Origin of the sequence: Streptomyces lucensis JCM 4490 (assembly GCF_014650035.1) — a bacterium.
GTDB lineage: Bacteria > Actinomycetota > Actinomycetes > Streptomycetales > Streptomycetaceae > Streptomyces > Streptomyces lucensis.
Genome location: NZ_BMUE01000010.1, coordinates 98,353 through 114,203, shown reverse-complemented (window position 1 = coordinate 114,203; position 15,851 = coordinate 98,353). Strand labels below are relative to the sequence as shown.

Below are 15,851 nucleotides of genomic sequence, written 5' to 3'. Positions count from 1 at the left end.
GCGGCCGCCCTTGACGGCGTTCACCCACCGCCCTACATTGCTTCCACGTAGCAGAAGTAATATTTCACAATGCGGAAGTAAAAGCTGGAGACCGTGCTCACCGCGGGGCGCGACGGGAGTACGCATCCGACAGCCGAGGCAGGAGTACTCGATGGCTCGTATGACCGCTGCCCGCGCGGCAGTTGAGATCCTCAGACGCGAGGGCGTCACCGACGCCTTCGGCGTGCCGGGCGCGGCGATCAACCCGTTCTACAAGGCGCTGAAGGAGGGCGGCGGCATTCACCACACCCTCGCCCGCCACGTCGAGGGCGCCTCCCACATGGCCGAGGGCTACACCCGCGCCAGGCCGGGGAACATCGGCGTCTGCATCGGCACCTCCGGCCCGGCCGGCACCGACATGATCACCGGTCTGTACTCCGCCACCGGTGACTCCGTCCCGATCCTGTGCATCACCGGTCAGGCGCCGACCGGCGTGATCCACAAGGAGGACTTCCAGGCCGTCGACATCGCCTCGATCGCGAGGCCGGTCACCAAGATGGCCGTCACCGTCCTGGAGGCCGCGCAGGTCCCCGGCGTCTTCCAGCAGGCCTTCCACCTGATGCGTTCCGGGCGGCCGGGTCCGGTCCTGATCGACCTGCCGATCGACGTCCAGCTCACCGAGATCGAGTTCGACCCGGAGACCTACGAGCCGCTTCCCGTCTACAAGCCGGCCGCCACCCGCGCCCAGATCGAGAAGGCGATCTCCTTCCTGCTCGCCGCCGAACGCCCGCTGATCGTCGCCGGCGGCGGCGTCATCGGCGCCGACGCCTGCGACCTGCTGGTGGAGTTCGCCGAGCTGACACGGACCCCGGTCGTCCCGACCCTGATGGGCTGGGGCGCCCTGCCCGACGACCACGAGCTGAACGCCGGCATGGTCGGCGTCCAGACCTCGCACCGCTACGGCAACGCCACCTTCCTGGAGTCCGACTTCGTCCTCGGCATCGGCAACCGCTGGGCCAACCGCCACACCGGCTACCGGCTGGACGTGTACCGGGGGGACCGGAAGTTCGTCCACGTCGACATCGAGCCCACCCAGATCGGCAGGATCTTCCCGCCGGACTACGGTGTCGTCTCCGACGCCAGGGCCGCGCTGGAGCTGTTCACCGAGGTGGCGAGGGAGCTGAAGGCCGCGGGCAGGCTGCCCGACCGCACCGGCTGGGTCGCCTCCGTCCAGGAGCGCAGGGCCACCCTGCTGCGCCGCACGCACTTCGACGACGTGCCGATGAAGCCGCAGCGCGTGTACGAGGAGATGAACAAGGCCTTCGGTCCCGAGACCCGGTACGTCACCACCATCGGCCTGTCCCAGATCGCCGGCGCGCAGATGCTCCACGTGTACCGGCCGCGCCACTGGATCAACTGCGGCCAGGCGGGCCCCCTCGGCTGGACGGTCCCGGCCGCGATCGGTGTCGCCAGGGCCGACCCGGGCTCCCCGGTCGTCGCGCTCTCCGGCGACTACGACTTCCAGTTCCTGATCGAGGAGCTGGCGGTCGCCGCCCAGCACCGGATCCCCTACGTCCACGTCCTGGTGAACAACGCCTACCTCGGCCTGATCCGCCAGGCGCAGCTCGGTCTCGACATCGACTTCCAGGTCAACCTGGAGTTCGAGAACGTCAACTCGCCCGAGATCGGCGTCTACGGCGTCGACCACGTCAAGGTCGCCGAGGGGCTGGGCTGCAAGGCCATCCGGGTCACCGGGCCGGACCAGCTGGGCACCGCCTTCCAGCAGGCCAGGAAGCTGGCCGCCGAGCACCGGGTGCCGGTCGTCGTCGAGGCGATCCTCGAACGGATCACGAACATCTCGATGAGCCGCACCATGGACATCAGCGACGTCCACGAGTTCGAGGACCTCGCCACCGAGCCCGGCCACGCGCCGACGTCGGTCAGGCCGCTGAAGGTCTGACCCACCGGGCGTGCGAGGGCGGCCCGCTCCGGGAGGGGACGGGCCGCCCCTTCGGCCCGCCCGCGAGCGACGGCGTTCAGCCGTACCCGCCGCCCCCGCCGCATCCGCCGCCGTGGTCGTGGCCGCCGTACCCGCCGCTGTGGTCATGGCCGTGGCCGTACCCGCCGTGGCCGTGGCCGCCGTGCGTTCCGCCGGCGGTGTCCCCGTCGCCGTCCCAGCCGGTCATGCCCTCGTCGCCCATGACGCCGCGCGGGAGGCCGCTGCCCCTGCCGAACGGGAAGAGGCCCTCGTCCGCGAGCGCGCCGCGGCCGGTGAGCCCGCAGTCGCGGGCGAAACCCGGCACCAGGGCGGTCAGGGCCCGCTCGCCGTACAGCGCGACGGCGAGCAGCACCTCCTCCTCGGGCAGGCCGTCCGGGCCGCCGGGCAGCGGATGGCCCGCGCGAAGGGCCGCCAGCAGACGGCCGGCGGCCAGGGTGCGGCGGGGCGGCAGCGACCGCAGCAGTCCGGCTGCCCGCAGTTCGGCGCGCATCCTCGCCAGCGCCCGTTGTACCACCGCCCGGCCGGGCAACTCCCGCGGCCCCGCAGGCCGGTACAGTCCGGTGCGCACCGCCTTCTCCAGCGGATGGCGGAAGGGTCCGGCGGTGCCCGTCCCGGTCCGCCGCAGAACGCCCGGCCGGCCGGCGCCGACCGCGCCGCTCAGGTGCAGCCCCAGTACGGCGACGGTCACGGCGGCGCGGTCGCCGCCCCGCAGCAGGGCGATCGCGCACGGCTCCGGCGGAAGTGATGTCGTACGGCCCATGGGAGACCCCCCGTACGGGGTCCGCCGCCCCCGTGCCGGCGGACCCCGTGTGCAGTCACTGTGCCCGCCGCCGACGGCCGCCGAAGCCTCCTTGCCGGTGTTCAGAGGTTCATTTGAGCTTTCGCCGGGCCGGATACGGCCGCTGACGTACCCGGCGTCTCACAGCTCGTGCTCCGACAGGCCCGGCCAGTCGTCCGGCCCGCCGCCCTGCCACTCGATGAGATCACTCTCCTCCACCTCGATCCGGTCCAGGTCGGCCAGCCGGAGGATCTCCACGACGTCGTCCAGGTGGGAGGCGAGACCCAGGGTCACGTCCCCCTCGGTGACGCGCCGCGAGCCGTCCAGGGCCGGGGAGTGGACCACGATGTGCGGGTGCCGCGTCTGATTGCCCATGGCTTCAGCGTCCTGCGGATGGGGCGGACCCGCACGCCGGGCGCCGGGCACGGCCGAAGCGCCCTCCCGCCGGGGGGCGCTTCCGGTGTCGCGTGATGGCCGCCCGACGGCGCGAGGCCGGGCGCGACAGGTCGTTCGCGCCGCCGGACGGGGCAGGTGGCCCTCCTCGTGGTGAGGGGGTGGGCGGGACCGCGGAGGATGCGACGGAGCCGGAGGCCTTCCCTCTGGCCGGGAAGGGCACGCCGTTCCTTCACCACCGCACTGGCTCGCACTCCGCCGCGGTCCCGCCCGGCCCGCACCGTCCGCCCGACTCGGGGCCCCTCATCCGGGCCGTCGGGCGTCCTGCGCGGACCGCGTACGGACGCCGTGACCTCCGTCGGGCTCCGTACGCCGCTTGTGTGTCGCCGGGTCTCAGTCCTCGCGCAGGGCGCGGACCGCATCCTCCACGCGCCTGCCGTACTCCGGGTCGGCGGCGTGGAAGTGGGCCAGGTTCCGCTCGATCACGTCGTCGCGGGTGACCCTCGCGAGCCCCCCGGCGATGTTCGCGACCAGACGGGACCTCTCCTCCCGGGACATCAGCCGGTACAGCTCGCCCGCCTGGAAGAAGTCGTCGTCCTTGGTGTGCTGGGGCGCCTCGTGGGTGCCGGTGTGCCCTGACACCGGCAGCGGGGCCGACAGCGGGCGGCCGGTCTCGACGGGGCCGTCGTAGGAGTTCGGCTCGTAGTTCTTGGCGTGGCGGCCCTGGGCGTTGGACGCCATGAGGCCGTCGCGGCCGTAGTTGCGGGCGCCGCCCGGGACCGCCTTCGGGGCGTTCACGGCGAGCTGCGTGTGGTTGATCCCCAGGCGGTACCGGTGGGCGTCCGCGTAGGCGAACAGGCGGCCCTGGAGCATCTTGTCCGGCGAGGGGCCGATGCCCGGCACGAAGTTGTTCGGGGAGAACGCGGCCTGCTCGACGTCGGCGAAGACGTTGTCCGGGTTGCGGTCCAGGACCAGCCGGCCCACGCGGGTGAGCGGGTGGTCCCGGTGCGGCCAGACCTTGGTCACGTCGAACGGGTCGAACCGGTAGTCCGCCGCCTCGGCCGCCGGCATGAGCTGGACGTACAGCGTCCAGGACGGGTGCACGCCCCGTTCGATGGCCTGCAGCAGGTCCGTCTGGTGGGAGCCGGTGTCCCGGCCCGCGAGCTCCGCGGCCTGCTCGCTGCTCAGACAGCGGACGCCCTGGTTGGTGCGGAAGTGGTACTTGACGAAGAAGGCCTCGCCGTCGGCGTTCGTCCACTGGTAGGTGTGCGAGCCGTAGCCGTTCATGTGGCGGTAGGACGCCGGGATGCCGCGGTCGCCCATGAGCCAGGTCACCTGGTGCGTCGCCTCGGGGGAGTGCGACCAGAAGTCCCAGACGTTGTCCGGCTCCTGACGGCCCGTGAACGGGTCCCGCTTCTGCGAGTGGATGAAGTCGGGGAACTTGACCGGGTCCTTGATGAAGAACACCGGGGTGTTGTTGCCGACGAGGTCGTAGTTGCCCTCCTCGGTGTAGAACTTCACCGCGAAGCCGCGCGGGTCGCGGACGGCGTCGGCGCCGCCGAGCGAGTCGGCGACCGTGGAGAACCGTACGAAGACCTCGGTGCGCCTGCCGATCTCGCCGAGGAAGGCGGCGTGGGTGTAGCCGGTGACGTCGTCCGTCACCTCGAAGTGGCCGTACGCGCCGGAACCACGGGCGTGCACGACGCGCTCCGGGATCCGCTCGCGGTTGAAGCGCGCGAGCTTCTCCAGGAGGTGCTGGTCCTGGAGCAGGAGCGGGCCGCCCGCGCCTGCGCAGGCGGAGTTCTGGTTGTCGGCGACCGGGGCGCCGGACTCGGTAGTCAGCACGCGCTTCGACATCGTGGACCTTCCGTACGGGTGTCAGCGGAAACCTGTTTCCGCTTCGTGGAGCCTAGGAGTGCGGTGAACGGAGCGTCAACAGTTTGTTGAACTGGATCCCGGGCCGCGGCGCCGCCTGGGCGCGACAGGACAGGTGTCGGCGGCGCCGCGGCCCGGAAGCGGGGGTGCCGTCAGGCCGGGGAGCCGGACAGGCGCTCCACGGTCCGCAGCAGGGCCGAGTGGTCCAGGCCGCCGTCGCCCTGGGCGCGCAGCGACGCGACCAGTTGGGCGACCACCGCACCGACCGGCAGGGCGGCGCCGACGTTGCGGGCGGCGTCGGTGACGATGCCCATGTCCTTGTGGTGCAGGTCGATGCGGAAGCCCGGCCGGAAGTCGCGGCCGAGGAAGTTGTCCTTCTTGCGGGCCAGCACCGTGGAGCCCGCGAGGCCGCCGCCCAGCACGTCCAGTGCGGCCGCCAGGTCCACGCCGGACTTCTCCAGGAAGACCACGGCCTCGGCACAGGCCTGGATGTTCACCGCGACGATCAGCTGGTTGGCCGCCTTCACCGTCTGTCCGGAGCCGTGCGGGCCGCACAGCACGATCGTCCTGCCCAGCGCCTCGAAGACCGGCCTGGCCCGGTCGAAGTCGGCCTGCTCGCCGCCGACCATGATCGACAGAACGGCCTCCACCGCGCCGGCCTCGCCGCCGGACACCGGGGCGTCCAGTACCCGGATGCCCTTGTCCGCGGCGGCTCTCGCGAGGTCGACGGAGGTCTGCGGGGTGATCGAGGACATGTCGATCAGCAGGGCGCCGGGCCTGGCGTTCTCCAGGATGCCGCCGGGGCCGTAGGCGACGGCCTCGACCTGCGGGGAGGCGGGCACCATCGTGACGATCACGTCGGCGTCGCGCACGGCCTCGGCGATCGAGCCGGCCGGGGTGCCGCCGGCGGCGGCCAGGCGGTCCAGCTTGTCCTGCTCCAGGGTGTGACCGGTGACGTCGTAGCCCGCCTTGAGCAGGTTCTCGGACATGGGCGAGCCCATGATGCCGAGGCCTATCCAGGCGATCTTGGGAAGATTGCTCATCGGGGATGCCTCTCTGACTGTTTCGCCTGATTCCGCGCTTCCGGGTGGCCGCGGCGCCTCAGCGGGCGGCACGCGCCCCGGCCGGCAGCCACTCGAAGGCCTCCGCGCTCGGCGAGGCCCCCGGCTTGTACTCGAGGCCGACCCAGCCGTCGTAGCCCGCTCCGCTCAGTCGGTCCAGCAGGTCTTCGAGGGGCAGTGAGCCGGTGCCGGGCGCGCCGCGGCCCGGGTTGTCGGCGATCTGCACGTGGCCCGTCCTCGTGGCGTACCGCTCGATCACCGACGGCAGGTCCTCGCCGTTCATGGACAGGTGGTAGAGGTCCATGAGGAACCTGGCGTTGCCGAGTCCCGTCGCCTCGTTCACCTTGTCGGCGACCGCGACCGCGGCCGGCGCGGACTGGAGCGGGTACAGCGGCGACTCGGGTCCGTTCAGCGCCTCGACCAGCAGGACCGCGCCGATCCGGTCGGCGGCCCGGGCCGCGAGGGCGAGGTTCTCCAGGGCGAGCGCGTCCTGCTCGGCCGGGTCCGTGCCCTCGACGCGGTTGCCGTACAGGGCGTTGAGCGCCGTGCAGCCGAGGGCGCCGGCGAAGCCGGCGGCCACGTCGACGTTGGCGCGGAACCGCTCCGACTCCTCGCCCGGGACCGACAGGGCGCCGCGGTCCGGGCCCGGCAGCCGTCCGGCGTAGAAGTTCAGGCCCGTCAGGCGGACGCCCGCGTCCTCGATCGCCCTTCCCAGCGCGTCCGGCTCGGACTGCCGGGGGGTGGGGGATTCGGCCCAGGGCCACCACAGCTCGACCGCGGTGAAGCCCGCCGCGGCGGCCGCCGCGGGGCGCTCCAGGAGCGGGAGTTCCGTGAAGAGCATCGACAGGTTGACGGTGAAGCGCTGGTCCGCGAATCCCACTGGGCGGCGCCCCCTTTCTCAATATTCCATGATGTGGAAGTTTGTTTCTGTCCAACGGAAGACTGCCCGTGGGTGTCGCGGCTTGTCAAGGGGGCCCGTGCGCCGGTCCGCGGCCGGACCTGCCCAGGGGGCTCCGGTGCGGGTTAGGTTGAGCCCGTGCGATTGAGAGTGGAGTTCACGACCGAGCCCTTCGACCTCGACGAGGCGCCCGCGCACGCCGTGGTGGCCCGCGAGGTCATCCAGGCGGCCCAGCTCGACGCCGTGGACGTCGGCCCGTTCGGCAACACGGCCGAGGGGGGTGCGGACAGCGTGCTGACGGCCGTCGACGCCCTGCTGCGCCAGTCCCTCCAGGCCGGCGCCACCCGCATCTCGCTGCAGGTCAACGTGGTCGCGGAGGGCGGGAGGTGACCGGCGTCGGGGGCGAGTCCTTCATCGCGGCCGTGAAGCCGCTGGTCGACGCCATGGGCGGGGAACTGCTCCCGCCCGACGAGGCCGGCCCCGACGACGTCGTGCTCGCCTGGGAGGGCGCCGACGCGGTCGCCGTGCGCCTGCCGCAGCTCGCCGACTCCCTCGACCACATCCTGGCCGCCATGGAGCGCAGGAAGGGCATGCCCCTCGCCGACCTGGACCGCAAGGCGAAGCAGGAGGTGGTGCGGGCGCTGGAGGCGCGGGGCGCCTTCTCCGTCCGGCACGGCGTGGAGACCGTGGCGAGCGCGCTCGGCGTGAGCCGCTTCACGGTCTACAACTACCTCAACCGCGACAAGGAGAGCTGAGGGCCTCCGGGAGGTAACCCGGAATTTTCAACAAAGTGTTGACGCGGCGTTTCCGGGGGCGTTAGCTGTCGGCAGCCCGTTCAGCACGACGGCCGCACACCGGCCACGGAGGCTCCCGTGACGTCGACTCCCACGCCCCCGGGCCTGACCCGGTTCAACGACCTCGAGGAACGCGCCGCCTTCACCGCCCTCCACGAGGCGTGCGCCTCCACCGCATGGGCCCGGCGGCTCCTCGCCGCCCGCCCCTACGCCACCGCCGAGGAGCTGTACGCCGCCAGTGACGCCGCCATGGCCGAGCTGACCACCGCGGACCTCGAGGAGGCGATGGCCGGGCACCCGCCGATCGGGCGCCCCAGACCCGGCGACCCGGCCTCCGCACGCGAACAGCGCGGCATGGCCGGCGCCTCCGCGGAACTCAGGGCCGAGATGCTCGACCTGAACCTGGCCTACCAGGAGCGGTTCGGTCACGTGTTCCTGATCTGCGCCACCGGGAAGAGTGCCGAGCAGATGCGCGACGCGGTCAGGGCACGGATCGGCAACCCGCCCGAGCGCGAGCGGGAGATCGTCCGCATCGAGCTGGGCAGGATCAACCGCATCCGACTGGCCCGACTCGTCGAAGAGGACGCCTGACACCATGAGCACCAGCACCACGGCCTCCGTGTCCACACACATCCTGGACACCTCCGCCGGCCGCCCCGCCGGGGGCGTCGCCGTCCGCCTCTCGGTCCGCGGCGGCCGCGACGCGGACTGGCGGCCACTCGGCGGCTCCGCGACCGACGCCGACGGCCGGTGCAAGGACCTGCCGGCACCGCCGGAGGGGACCACCCACGTACGGCTCGACTTCGCCGTCGAGGCGTACTTCTCGCAGTCCGAGAAGAAGCAAGCCGATGCGCAGCAGGACGCCCCCGCGAACCGGGACAGCGGACCCGGTGTGTTCTTCCCGGAGGTGGCGGTCACGTTCGCCGTCGTACCGGGCGAGCACTATCACGTGCCGCTGCTGCTCAACCCGTTCGGCTACTCCGTTTACCGAGGGAGCTAGCGAAGCATGCCCACGATCCTGGGACAGAACCAGTACGGCAAGGCCGAGAACCGAGTCGTAAAGATCACGCGGGACGGCGCCACCCACCACATCAAGGACCTCAACGTCTCCGTCGCGCTGAGCGGCGACATGGACGAGGTCCACTACTCCGGCTCCAACGCCAACGTCCTGCCGACCGACACCACCAAGAACACGGTGTTCGCCTTCGCCAAGGAGCACGGCATCGAGTCGGCCGAGCAGTTCGGCATCCACCTCGCCCGCCACTTCGTCACCTCGCAGGAGCCGATCCACCGCGCCCGGATCCGCATCGAGGAGTACGCCTGGGAGCGGATCGAGACCTCCGACGCCAACTCGCGGTTCATCGGCGCCGACGAGGTCAAGCACTCCTTCGTGCGCAAGGGCCAGGAGACCCGGCTCACCCAGATCACCTACGACGGCGCGTCGTGGGAGGTCGTCTCGGGCCTGAAGGACCTCACGGTGATGAACTCGACCAACTCCGAGTTCTGGGGCTACGTCAAGGACCGGTACACCACCCTGAAGGAGGCGCACGACCGCATCCTGGCCACCTCGGTCTCCGCCCGCTGGCGCTTCGGCTGGTCCGACGACGAGCAGAAGGCGCCGAACTGGGAGAAGTCCTACGAGCAGGTCAGGAAGCACATGCTGCAGGCCTTCGCCGAGACGTACTCCCTCTCGCTCCAGCAGACGCTGTACCAGATGGGCGCGCGCATCATCAACAACCGCGGCGAGGTGGACGAGGTCCGCTTCTCGCTGCCTAACAAGCACCATTTCCTGGTGGACCTGGAGCCGTTCGGGCTGAAGAACGACAACGAGGTCTACTTCGCCGCCGACCGGCCCTACGGCCTCATCGAGGCCACCGTCCTGCGGGACGGCTGTGAGGCGCGCATCCCGGTGGATCTCACCAATCTGTAGCCACACCCCTCTCGGCACCCGTGACCGGGGAACACATGTCCCCGGTCACGGCACTCAAAGCTCCCAGGGTCCTGCCGTGCCCACCCACTTCAGTCCGCTGAGCGAAAAGGACGAATCATGGCAGCAGCCCAGCGCATCGTCATCGAGAACTGTTCGATCGCGACCGTCGACGCCGACGACACCGAGTACGCCTCCGGGCACCTGGTCCTCGCCGGCAACCGCATCGAGGCGGTCGGCGCGGGCAGGGCCCCCGAGGGCCTGGAGAACGTCGTACGCCGCATCGACGCCACCGGACACCTCGCCACCCCGGGCCTGGTCAACACCCACCACCACTTCTACCAGTGGATCACCCGGGGCCTGGCCACGGACCACAACCTCTTCGACTGGCTCGTCGCGCTGTACCCGGTCTGGGCGCGCATCGACGAGCCGATGGTGCACGCTGCGGCGCAGGGGTCCCTCGCCATGATGGCCCGGGGCGGCGTCACCACAGCCATGGACCACCACTACGTCTTCCCGCGCGGCTGCGGCGACCTGTCCGGCGCGATCATCCGGGCCGCCGTCGGGATGGGCGTCCGCTTCACGCTGGCCCGCGGGTCGATGGACCGCGGCGAGAAGGACGGCGGCCTGCCGCCGGACTTCGCCGTCGAGACACTGGAGGACGCGCTCGCCGCGACCGAGGAGACCGTCGGCGAGCACCACGACGCCTCCCCCGACTCCATGACCCAGGTGGCCGTCGCCCCCTGCTCGCCGTTCTCCGTCTCCACCGAACTGATGCGCCAGGGCGCCGAGCTCGCCCGCCGGCTCGGCGTGCGCCTGCACACGCACGGCTCGGAGACAGTGGAGGAGGAGAAGTTCTGCCACGAGCTGTTCGGCATGGGCCCGACCGACTACTTCGAGTCCACCGGCTGGCTCGGCGAGGACGTGTGGATGGCGCACTGCGTCCACATGAACGACTCCGACATCACCGCCTTCGCCCGCACCGGGACCGGCGTCGCCCACTGCCCCTCGTCCAACGCCCGGCTCGCCGCCGGCATCGCCCGCGTCCCCGACATGCTGAGGGCGGGCGTCCCGGTCGGCCTCGGCGTCGACGGCACCGCCTCCAACGAGTCCGGCGAACTCCACACCGAACTGCGCAACGCGCTGCTGATCAACCGCCTCGGCGCCCACCGCGAGGCCGCCCTCACCGCCCGCCAGGCGCTGCGGCTCGGCACCCACGGCGGCGCCCGGGTCCTCGGCCGGGCGGACCAGCTCGGCTCACTCGAACCCGGCAAGCTCGCCGACCTGGTGCTGTGGAGGATGGACACGCTCGCCCACGCCTCCATCGCCGACCCGGTGACCGCGCTGGTCCTCGGCGCCGCGGCCCCGGTGACCGCCTCCTTCGTGGACGGCCGGCAGATCGTCGAGAACGGCCGGCTGCTCACCGCCGACGAGGACGCCATCGCCCGCGCCACCCGCGAGGAGGCCCGGCGCCTCACCCGGATCGCCGCCCAGGGCTGATCCGGCTCCCGGACTCCGGCCGGGAGGGACGGCTCCCGGCCGGGACCGTGGATCCGAGCGGGATCCACGGCAGGCCGTCGCCGGGACGCGCGCCGACGCGCGCGCCCCGGCGACGGCCACCGCCTCACCGCTCCCCGCTCAGCGCCACCCCCCGTCACGGTCCCGCACGACCACAAGCACCACCTCCAAGAAACCCACGTCGTCGGTGACGTGTTACCCGACCGGAGGACCCGCCGTGGCCGCCCATCCTGTTGACGAGAAACTCCCCGCCCTCAAAATGGCGACCAGCGGCCTGCAGCACGTGGCCGCCATGTACGCCGGAGTCGTCGCCCCACCCCTGATCGTCGGCGCCGCCGTGGGCCTGTCCACGACCGACCTGACGTTCCTCACCGGCGCCTGCCTGTTCACCGCGGGCCTCGCCACGTTCCTGCAGACCCTGGGCATCTGGAAGATCGGTGCCCGGCTGCCCTTCGTCAACGGCGTCACCTTCGCCGGTGTCGCCCCGATGACGGCGATCGTCGCCTCCAGCCACGACAAGTCCGACGCCCTGCCGGTCATCTTCGGCGCCGTCATCGTCGCCGGCCTGCTCGGCTTCCTCGCCGCCCCCTTCTTCAGCAGGGCCGTCCGGTTCTTCCCGCCGGTCGTCACCGGCTCCGTCATCACCCTGATCGGCGTGTCCCTGCTCCCGGTCGCCTTCGGCTGGGCCCAGGGCCCCGACCCGAAGGCCGGCGACTACGGTTCGGCGGCCCATCTCACCCTGGCCGCCGTCACCCTGGTCCTCGTCCTGCTGCTGCGCCGCTTCACCCGCGGCTTCGTCAAGCAGATCGCCGTCCTGCTCGGCCTGATCGCCGGCACGCTCGTCGCGATACCCTTCGGCGCCACCGACTTCGGCCCCGTCGCGGACGCCGACGTGGTGGGCTTCCCCACCCCGTTCCACTTCGGCGCGCCCCAGTTCCAGCTCGCGGCCGTCCTCTCGCTGTGCGTGGTGATGGTGGTCTCGATGACCGAGTCGACCGCCGACATGCTGGCGCTCGGCGAGATCGTCGAACGCCCCGCCGACGAGCGGACCATCGCCGCCGGCCTGCGCGCCGACACCCTCGGCTCGGCGCTCAGCCCCCTGTTCAACGGGTTCATGTGCAGCGCCTTCGCCCAGAACATCGGCCTGGTGGCGATGACCAGGATCCGCAGCCGGTACGTGGTCGCCACCGGTGGCGGCTTCCTGGTGCTCATGGGCCTGTGCCCGATGGCCGCGTCCCTCATCGCGGTCGTGCCCCGTCCGGTCCTCGGCGGCGCCGGCGTCGTCCTGTTCGGCTCGGTCGCCGCCAGTGGCATCCAGACCCTGGTGCGGGCGGGCCTGGACAGGGACAACAACGTCCTGATCGTGGCCGTCTCCCTCGCCGTCGGCATCGTCCCGATCACCGAGCCGGACTTCTACCACGCGTTCCCGGAGACCGCGAGGATCGTCCTGGACTCGGGCATCTCCACGGGCTGCCTGACGGCAGTGCTCCTCAACCTTCTCTTCAACCACATCGGCAAGGGCCGCGAGGCCCACGACGTGACCCACCCGATGGAGGCGGGGGAGGAGATCGCCGTCGCCCACTGAACCGCGGGCGGGGGCACGGCGCACGAGGCCCCCGTGTCCCCGCCCGCCGTGACGCGCCCGCCGTCGCGCGGGCAGGATCCGGCCCGTTCCGCGCACGGACTCAGACCCGCCGGCCCGCCCGGCAGGGCGTGCTCGCCGGCAGCCGGCCGGTGAAGTACGAGCGGGGCGGTACGCCCATCAGGGCGCGGAAGTCGGACGTCATGTGCGCCTGGTCGTAGTAGCCGGTGGCCGCGGCGACCTCGGACCAGCGGGTGCCCGGGGCCCTGGTGAGCACCGTGCGGACCCGGTGGATACGGGCGTAGTGCTTCGGGGAGACACCGACGCCCTCGGTGAACAGGGTGCGCAACAGACGCTCACTGACCGCGAGTTCGCGGGCGACATCCCGCACCTGGGCCGGCGTCCGGTCGCCGCGCACCGACAGCGCGTCGACCCCCGCCCGCAGCAGCGCCGTCCGTGACGGGTCCACGGCGGCCGACAGCAGCTCCGGCAGCGCCCCGGAGAGGTACGGCACGGCCTCCTCCGGGGCCAGCCACCGCAGCCCGGCGGCCAGCCGCCGGGGCGTTCCGCCCGGCAGCGCCTCCAACGGCACTGCCCTGCCGACCAGTTCGGCGGCCGGGACACCCAGCAACGGCCGGACCGTCCCGGGCGTCAGCCGCAGCTCCACACAGGCGATGTGGGCCTTTCCCTCGTGGTACGACGCACGCACCCGCGGCCCGACGGCCAGCACGTCCCGGTGCCCGTCGGCCGCCACCCGCAGCACCACCTTGGTGGCCGCGTCGGGAAGGTGCACGAAGGCTTCGCCGGCCGGTTCGGGTACGGACAAGGTGCGCACCCCGGCGATCCAGGGGCGCAGCACCTCGGGCGTGGACAGGGCCTGCTCGGCGGTCGCGTTCGGCACCCCTCCACGGTAAGGGCGTCACACCTCCGCCGGGGCCGGCGAAGCGTGCCGGAATCTCCAAGAACCGGCCGTCCCGCCCGGGTCACCGTGGACCCCATGATTCTGGTGACGGGTGCCACGGGCACCACAGGCAGTGAACTCGTACGACAGCTCGCGGAGCGCGGCGAAAGGGTGCGCGCCCTGACCCGCGACCCGGCGAAGGCCCAGGTGCCGCCCGGGGTGGAGGTGGTGCGCGGGGACTACACCGATCCCGGATCGCTCGCGGACGCGACGCGGGGCGTGACGGCCGCGTTCCTCGCCGGCCCGCCGGGACCGTCCGCCGGGCACGACCTGGCACTGGTGGCGGCGGCGCGCACGGCGGGAGTGCGCCGGCTGGTGAAGCTCTCCGCCCTCGGTACCGGCGATCCCCGGGTCGGCCCGTTCGGATCGTGGCACGTGGACGGTGAGCGGGCCGTGCGGGACAGCGGGACCCAGTGGACGGTGCTGAGGCCTTCCACGTTCGCCTCCAACACGCTCAGCTGGGCCCGGGAACTGGGGGCGGACGAGCCGGTGCCCAACCCGACCGGTGACGGCGCGTCCGGGGTGGTCGACCCGCGCGACGTGGCCGCGGTGGCGGTGCGGGCCCTGACCGACGGCCGCCACGCCGGGCGGACGTACACCCTGACCGGGCCCGAGGCGGTCAGCGTTCCGGAGCAGGCCGCCGCGCTCGCCTCGGTCCTGGGCCGCCCGGTCACCACACGCGACCTCTCACCGGAGGAGACCCGGGCGTTCCTCCGCGACGTCTGGGGCTTCGACGAGCCGCGCACCGAGGGCGTCCTGACCAGCACCACGTTCGTCCGCCGGGGCGGCAACGCGGTGGTCACCCGGGCCGTACCCGACGTGCTGGGCCGGCCGGCGCGGACGTACCGGGAGTGGGCCGAGGACCACCGGACCGCCTTCCCGCGCGCCTAGGGGGTGTCTCGGCCGTGTCCGGCGTCGCGCCTGCGCGCCGGACACGGTCTAGAGGCCGAACAGGGAGACGTCCGTGGTCAGTTCCCTGAACACCTCGCGCGGGTCCGCGACCAGCTTGCGCGCGTCGAGGTCCATCAGGCCGCCCACCGCGCTGATCTCGGCCGCGAGGACGCCGTCGGTCCGGCGTATCTCCTGGCGGATCCGGAAGGTCTTCCCACCGCTCCACTCGAACTCGCACGTCACGTCGACCTCGTCGCCGGCGAGCAGCTCGCGCAGGAAGCGGATCGTCGTCTCCAGCGCCACCGGGCCCACGCCCCGGGCCCGCAGCCGGGCCTGGCTCAGCCCGGACTCCTGGAGCAGCGACCAGCGGGCGTGCTCGGCGTAGTTGAGGTACACGGCCTGGTTCACATGTCCCTGCACGTCGGTCTCGTAGCCGCGGACGGTCACACGGACGGAATACGGTCGGGTCACTGCTCGCCCTTCCTGGGTGACGGATCTCTGCCGGACCGATCCTGGCACGCCGCTCGCACCGGTCACGCCCGGCGCGGCGAGGCCAGCACGTAACGCGCCCTGGTCCGCGGCTCGGTGTACTCGCCCGCCTGCCAGCCGGCCCGCTCCAGGGTGGCCGCGCAGGCCGCCAGGGTCCGCGGGTCGGGCGCGTACACGGCGACCGCCTCCGGCTGCGGGGTCGCCCGTACCCGGTAGCCGTCCGCGCCCCCGCCCGCCGGGCGGTGTCCCGCCGCCTCCAGGGCCAGGGCGGCGGCCCGCACCAGATGCGTGCGCTCCCAGCCGCACGGCAGGTCCACGGCCCCGTCCGCACGGGTCATCCGGCGCAGCTCCAGCAGCCCCTGCCAGGCGCTCCGCACCTCGCGCAGCCGCTCCGGCCCCGCCGGCGGGGTCTCCTCCTCGCCGCCGACGCGGGCGGCGAACACCCCGGTGGACGGCGCGGGCTCCGCCGCCGGCGGCTGCGGCGGCGCCTCGCGTATCCGGTGCCCGGCCGGGGTGAGGAAGTGGTCGTGCGGGGGCCGGGGGTGCCGGAAGGCGAGCCCCCGCCTCACCAGCGCGGCGAGCTGGGCGTCCGTGCCGCGCAGCCGCCCGGTGACCGGATCGGCGCCCTCGATCACGCGCCGCTGGGCGGCGGTGGGTGTTGGTGTCACGACCCGCTCCCTCTGGTGCCGTCCCCGCACGGACCGCC

Annotated in this window: 17 protein-coding genes; 9 read left to right on the top strand and 8 right to left on the bottom strand. The window is 72.5% G+C overall.

Translation table 11 applies throughout. The features are described 5' to 3' along the window. Positions 1–151: 151 nt before the first annotated feature. Positions 152–1,939, top strand: coding sequence for a glyoxylate carboligase (gcl, locus tag IE177_RS22625; RefSeq protein ID WP_190017206.1), 1,788 nt, complete (start codon positions 152–154; stop codon positions 1,937–1,939). Between the two features lie 76 nt (positions 1,940–2,015). Here gcl and IE177_RS22620 read toward each other — a convergent pair whose 3' ends face one another. The 5 genes from IE177_RS22620 to IE177_RS22600 form a co-directional block, all read right to left on the bottom strand. Further along, positions 2,016–2,738: a DUF2207 domain-containing protein gene (locus IE177_RS22620; protein WP_190017205.1), complete on the bottom strand. Its 723-nt coding sequence runs from the start codon at positions 2,736–2,738 to the stop codon at positions 2,016–2,018. A gap of 159 nt (positions 2,739–2,897) precedes the next feature. Then, positions 2,898–3,131, bottom strand: coding sequence for a hypothetical protein (locus IE177_RS22615; protein WP_190017204.1), 234 nt, complete (start codon positions 3,129–3,131; stop codon positions 2,898–2,900). A gap of 411 nt (positions 3,132–3,542) precedes the next feature. Further along, a complete protein-coding gene (locus tag IE177_RS22610; RefSeq protein WP_190017203.1) occupies positions 3,543–5,006 on the bottom strand; it encodes a catalase in 1,464 nt (487 codons plus the stop codon). Between the two features lie 170 nt (positions 5,007–5,176). Further along, complete coding sequence (locus tag IE177_RS22605; protein WP_190017202.1) at positions 5,177–6,067, bottom strand: 2-hydroxy-3-oxopropionate reductase; 891 nt, start codon at positions 6,065–6,067, stop codon at positions 5,177–5,179. Between the two features lie 58 nt (positions 6,068–6,125). After that, positions 6,126–6,965, bottom strand: coding sequence for a TIM barrel protein (locus IE177_RS22600; RefSeq protein WP_190017201.1), 840 nt, complete (start codon positions 6,963–6,965; stop codon positions 6,126–6,128). Positions 6,966–7,121: 156 nt separating this feature from the next. On the opposite strand from IE177_RS22600, the gene IE177_RS22595 reads away from it, so the two are divergent. From IE177_RS22595 to IE177_RS22565, 7 genes are all read left to right on the top strand, one after another. Next, positions 7,122–7,373 (top strand): YkoF family thiamine-binding protein, encoded by a 252-nt coding sequence (locus IE177_RS22595; RefSeq protein ID WP_190017200.1) that lies wholly within the window; start codon positions 7,122–7,124, stop codon positions 7,371–7,373. Beyond that, on the top strand, positions 7,370–7,738 hold the full coding sequence (locus IE177_RS22590) for a helix-turn-helix domain-containing protein (RefSeq protein ID WP_190017199.1): 369 nt from the start codon (positions 7,370–7,372) through the stop codon (positions 7,736–7,738). The genes IE177_RS22595 and IE177_RS22590 overlap by 4 nt, the downstream gene beginning before the upstream one ends. 117 nt (positions 7,739–7,855) lie before the next feature. Continuing rightward, entirely contained in the window at positions 7,856–8,368 is a 513-nt protein-coding gene (gene uraD, locus IE177_RS22585) for a 2-oxo-4-hydroxy-4-carboxy-5-ureidoimidazoline decarboxylase (protein ID WP_190017198.1), read from the top strand. A gap of 4 nt (positions 8,369–8,372) precedes the next feature. Continuing rightward, complete coding sequence (gene uraH / locus IE177_RS22580) at positions 8,373–8,777, top strand: hydroxyisourate hydrolase (protein ID WP_190017197.1); 405 nt, start codon at positions 8,373–8,375, stop codon at positions 8,775–8,777. A 6-nt stretch (positions 8,778–8,783) separates the two neighbouring features. Further along, positions 8,784–9,707 carry a factor-independent urate hydroxylase gene (pucL, locus tag IE177_RS22575; protein WP_190017196.1) on the top strand — a complete coding sequence of 308 codons (924 nt, stop codon included), beginning with the start codon at positions 8,784–8,786 and terminating at the stop codon, positions 9,705–9,707. A gap of 117 nt (positions 9,708–9,824) precedes the next feature. After that, complete coding sequence (locus tag IE177_RS22570; RefSeq protein ID WP_190017195.1) at positions 9,825–11,204, top strand: 8-oxoguanine deaminase; 1,380 nt, start codon at positions 9,825–9,827, stop codon at positions 11,202–11,204. 235 nt (positions 11,205–11,439) lie between these two features. Further along, positions 11,440–12,807: a nucleobase:cation symporter-2 family protein gene (locus tag IE177_RS22565; protein WP_190017194.1), complete on the top strand. Its 1,368-nt coding sequence runs from the start codon at positions 11,440–11,442 to the stop codon at positions 12,805–12,807. A 100-nt stretch (positions 12,808–12,907) separates the two neighbouring features. On the opposite strand, the gene IE177_RS22560 is transcribed toward IE177_RS22565, so the two are convergent. Next, complete coding sequence (locus tag IE177_RS22560; RefSeq protein ID WP_190017193.1) at positions 12,908–13,705, bottom strand: AraC family transcriptional regulator; 798 nt, start codon at positions 13,703–13,705, stop codon at positions 12,908–12,910. A gap of 96 nt (positions 13,706–13,801) precedes the next feature. Here IE177_RS22560 and IE177_RS22555 point away from each other — a divergent pair, with 96 nt between their 5' ends. Beyond that, on the top strand, positions 13,802–14,656 hold the full coding sequence (locus tag IE177_RS22555; protein WP_373305148.1) for an SDR family oxidoreductase: 855 nt from the start codon (positions 13,802–13,804) through the stop codon (positions 14,654–14,656). A gap of 48 nt (positions 14,657–14,704) precedes the next feature. On the opposite strand, the gene IE177_RS22550 is transcribed toward IE177_RS22555, so the two are convergent. Further along, positions 14,705–15,127, bottom strand: coding sequence for an acyl-CoA thioesterase (locus IE177_RS22550; protein WP_190017191.1), 423 nt, complete (start codon positions 15,125–15,127; stop codon positions 14,705–14,707). 62 nt (positions 15,128–15,189) lie between these two features. Beyond that, positions 15,190–15,813, bottom strand: a complete 624-nt coding sequence (locus IE177_RS22545; protein WP_190017190.1) for a hypothetical protein — start codon at positions 15,811–15,813, stop codon at positions 15,190–15,192. Positions 15,814–15,851 lie beyond the last annotated feature (38 nt).

Bases quoted from the DNA above. Each gene is read 5' to 3' on its own strand.
- uraH (WP_190017197.1), top strand. From the start codon at position 8,373: ATGAGCACCAGCACCACGGCCTCCGTGTCCACACACATCCTGGACACC.
- IE177_RS22555 (WP_373305148.1), top strand. From the start codon at position 13,802: ATGATTCTGGTGACGGGTGCCACGGGCACCACAGGCAGTGAACTCGTA.
- pucL (WP_190017196.1), top strand. From the start codon at position 8,784: ATGCCCACGATCCTGGGACAGAACCAGTACGGCAAGGCCGAGAACCGA.
- IE177_RS22610 (WP_190017203.1), bottom strand. From the start codon at position 5,006: ATGTCGAAGCGCGTGCTGACTACCGAGTCCGGCGCCCCGGTCGCCGAC.
- gcl (WP_190017206.1), top strand. From the start codon at position 152: ATGGCTCGTATGACCGCTGCCCGCGCGGCAGTTGAGATCCTCAGACGC.
- IE177_RS22570 (WP_190017195.1), top strand. From the start codon at position 9,825: ATGGCAGCAGCCCAGCGCATCGTCATCGAGAACTGTTCGATCGCGACC.
- IE177_RS22605 (WP_190017202.1), bottom strand. From the start codon at position 6,067: ATGAGCAATCTTCCCAAGATCGCCTGGATAGGCCTCGGCATCATGGGC.
- IE177_RS22620 (WP_190017205.1), bottom strand. From the start codon at position 2,738: ATGGGCCGTACGACATCACTTCCGCCGGAGCCGTGCGCGATCGCCCTG.
- IE177_RS22615 (WP_190017204.1), bottom strand. From the start codon at position 3,131: ATGGGCAATCAGACGCGGCACCCGCACATCGTGGTCCACTCCCCGGCC.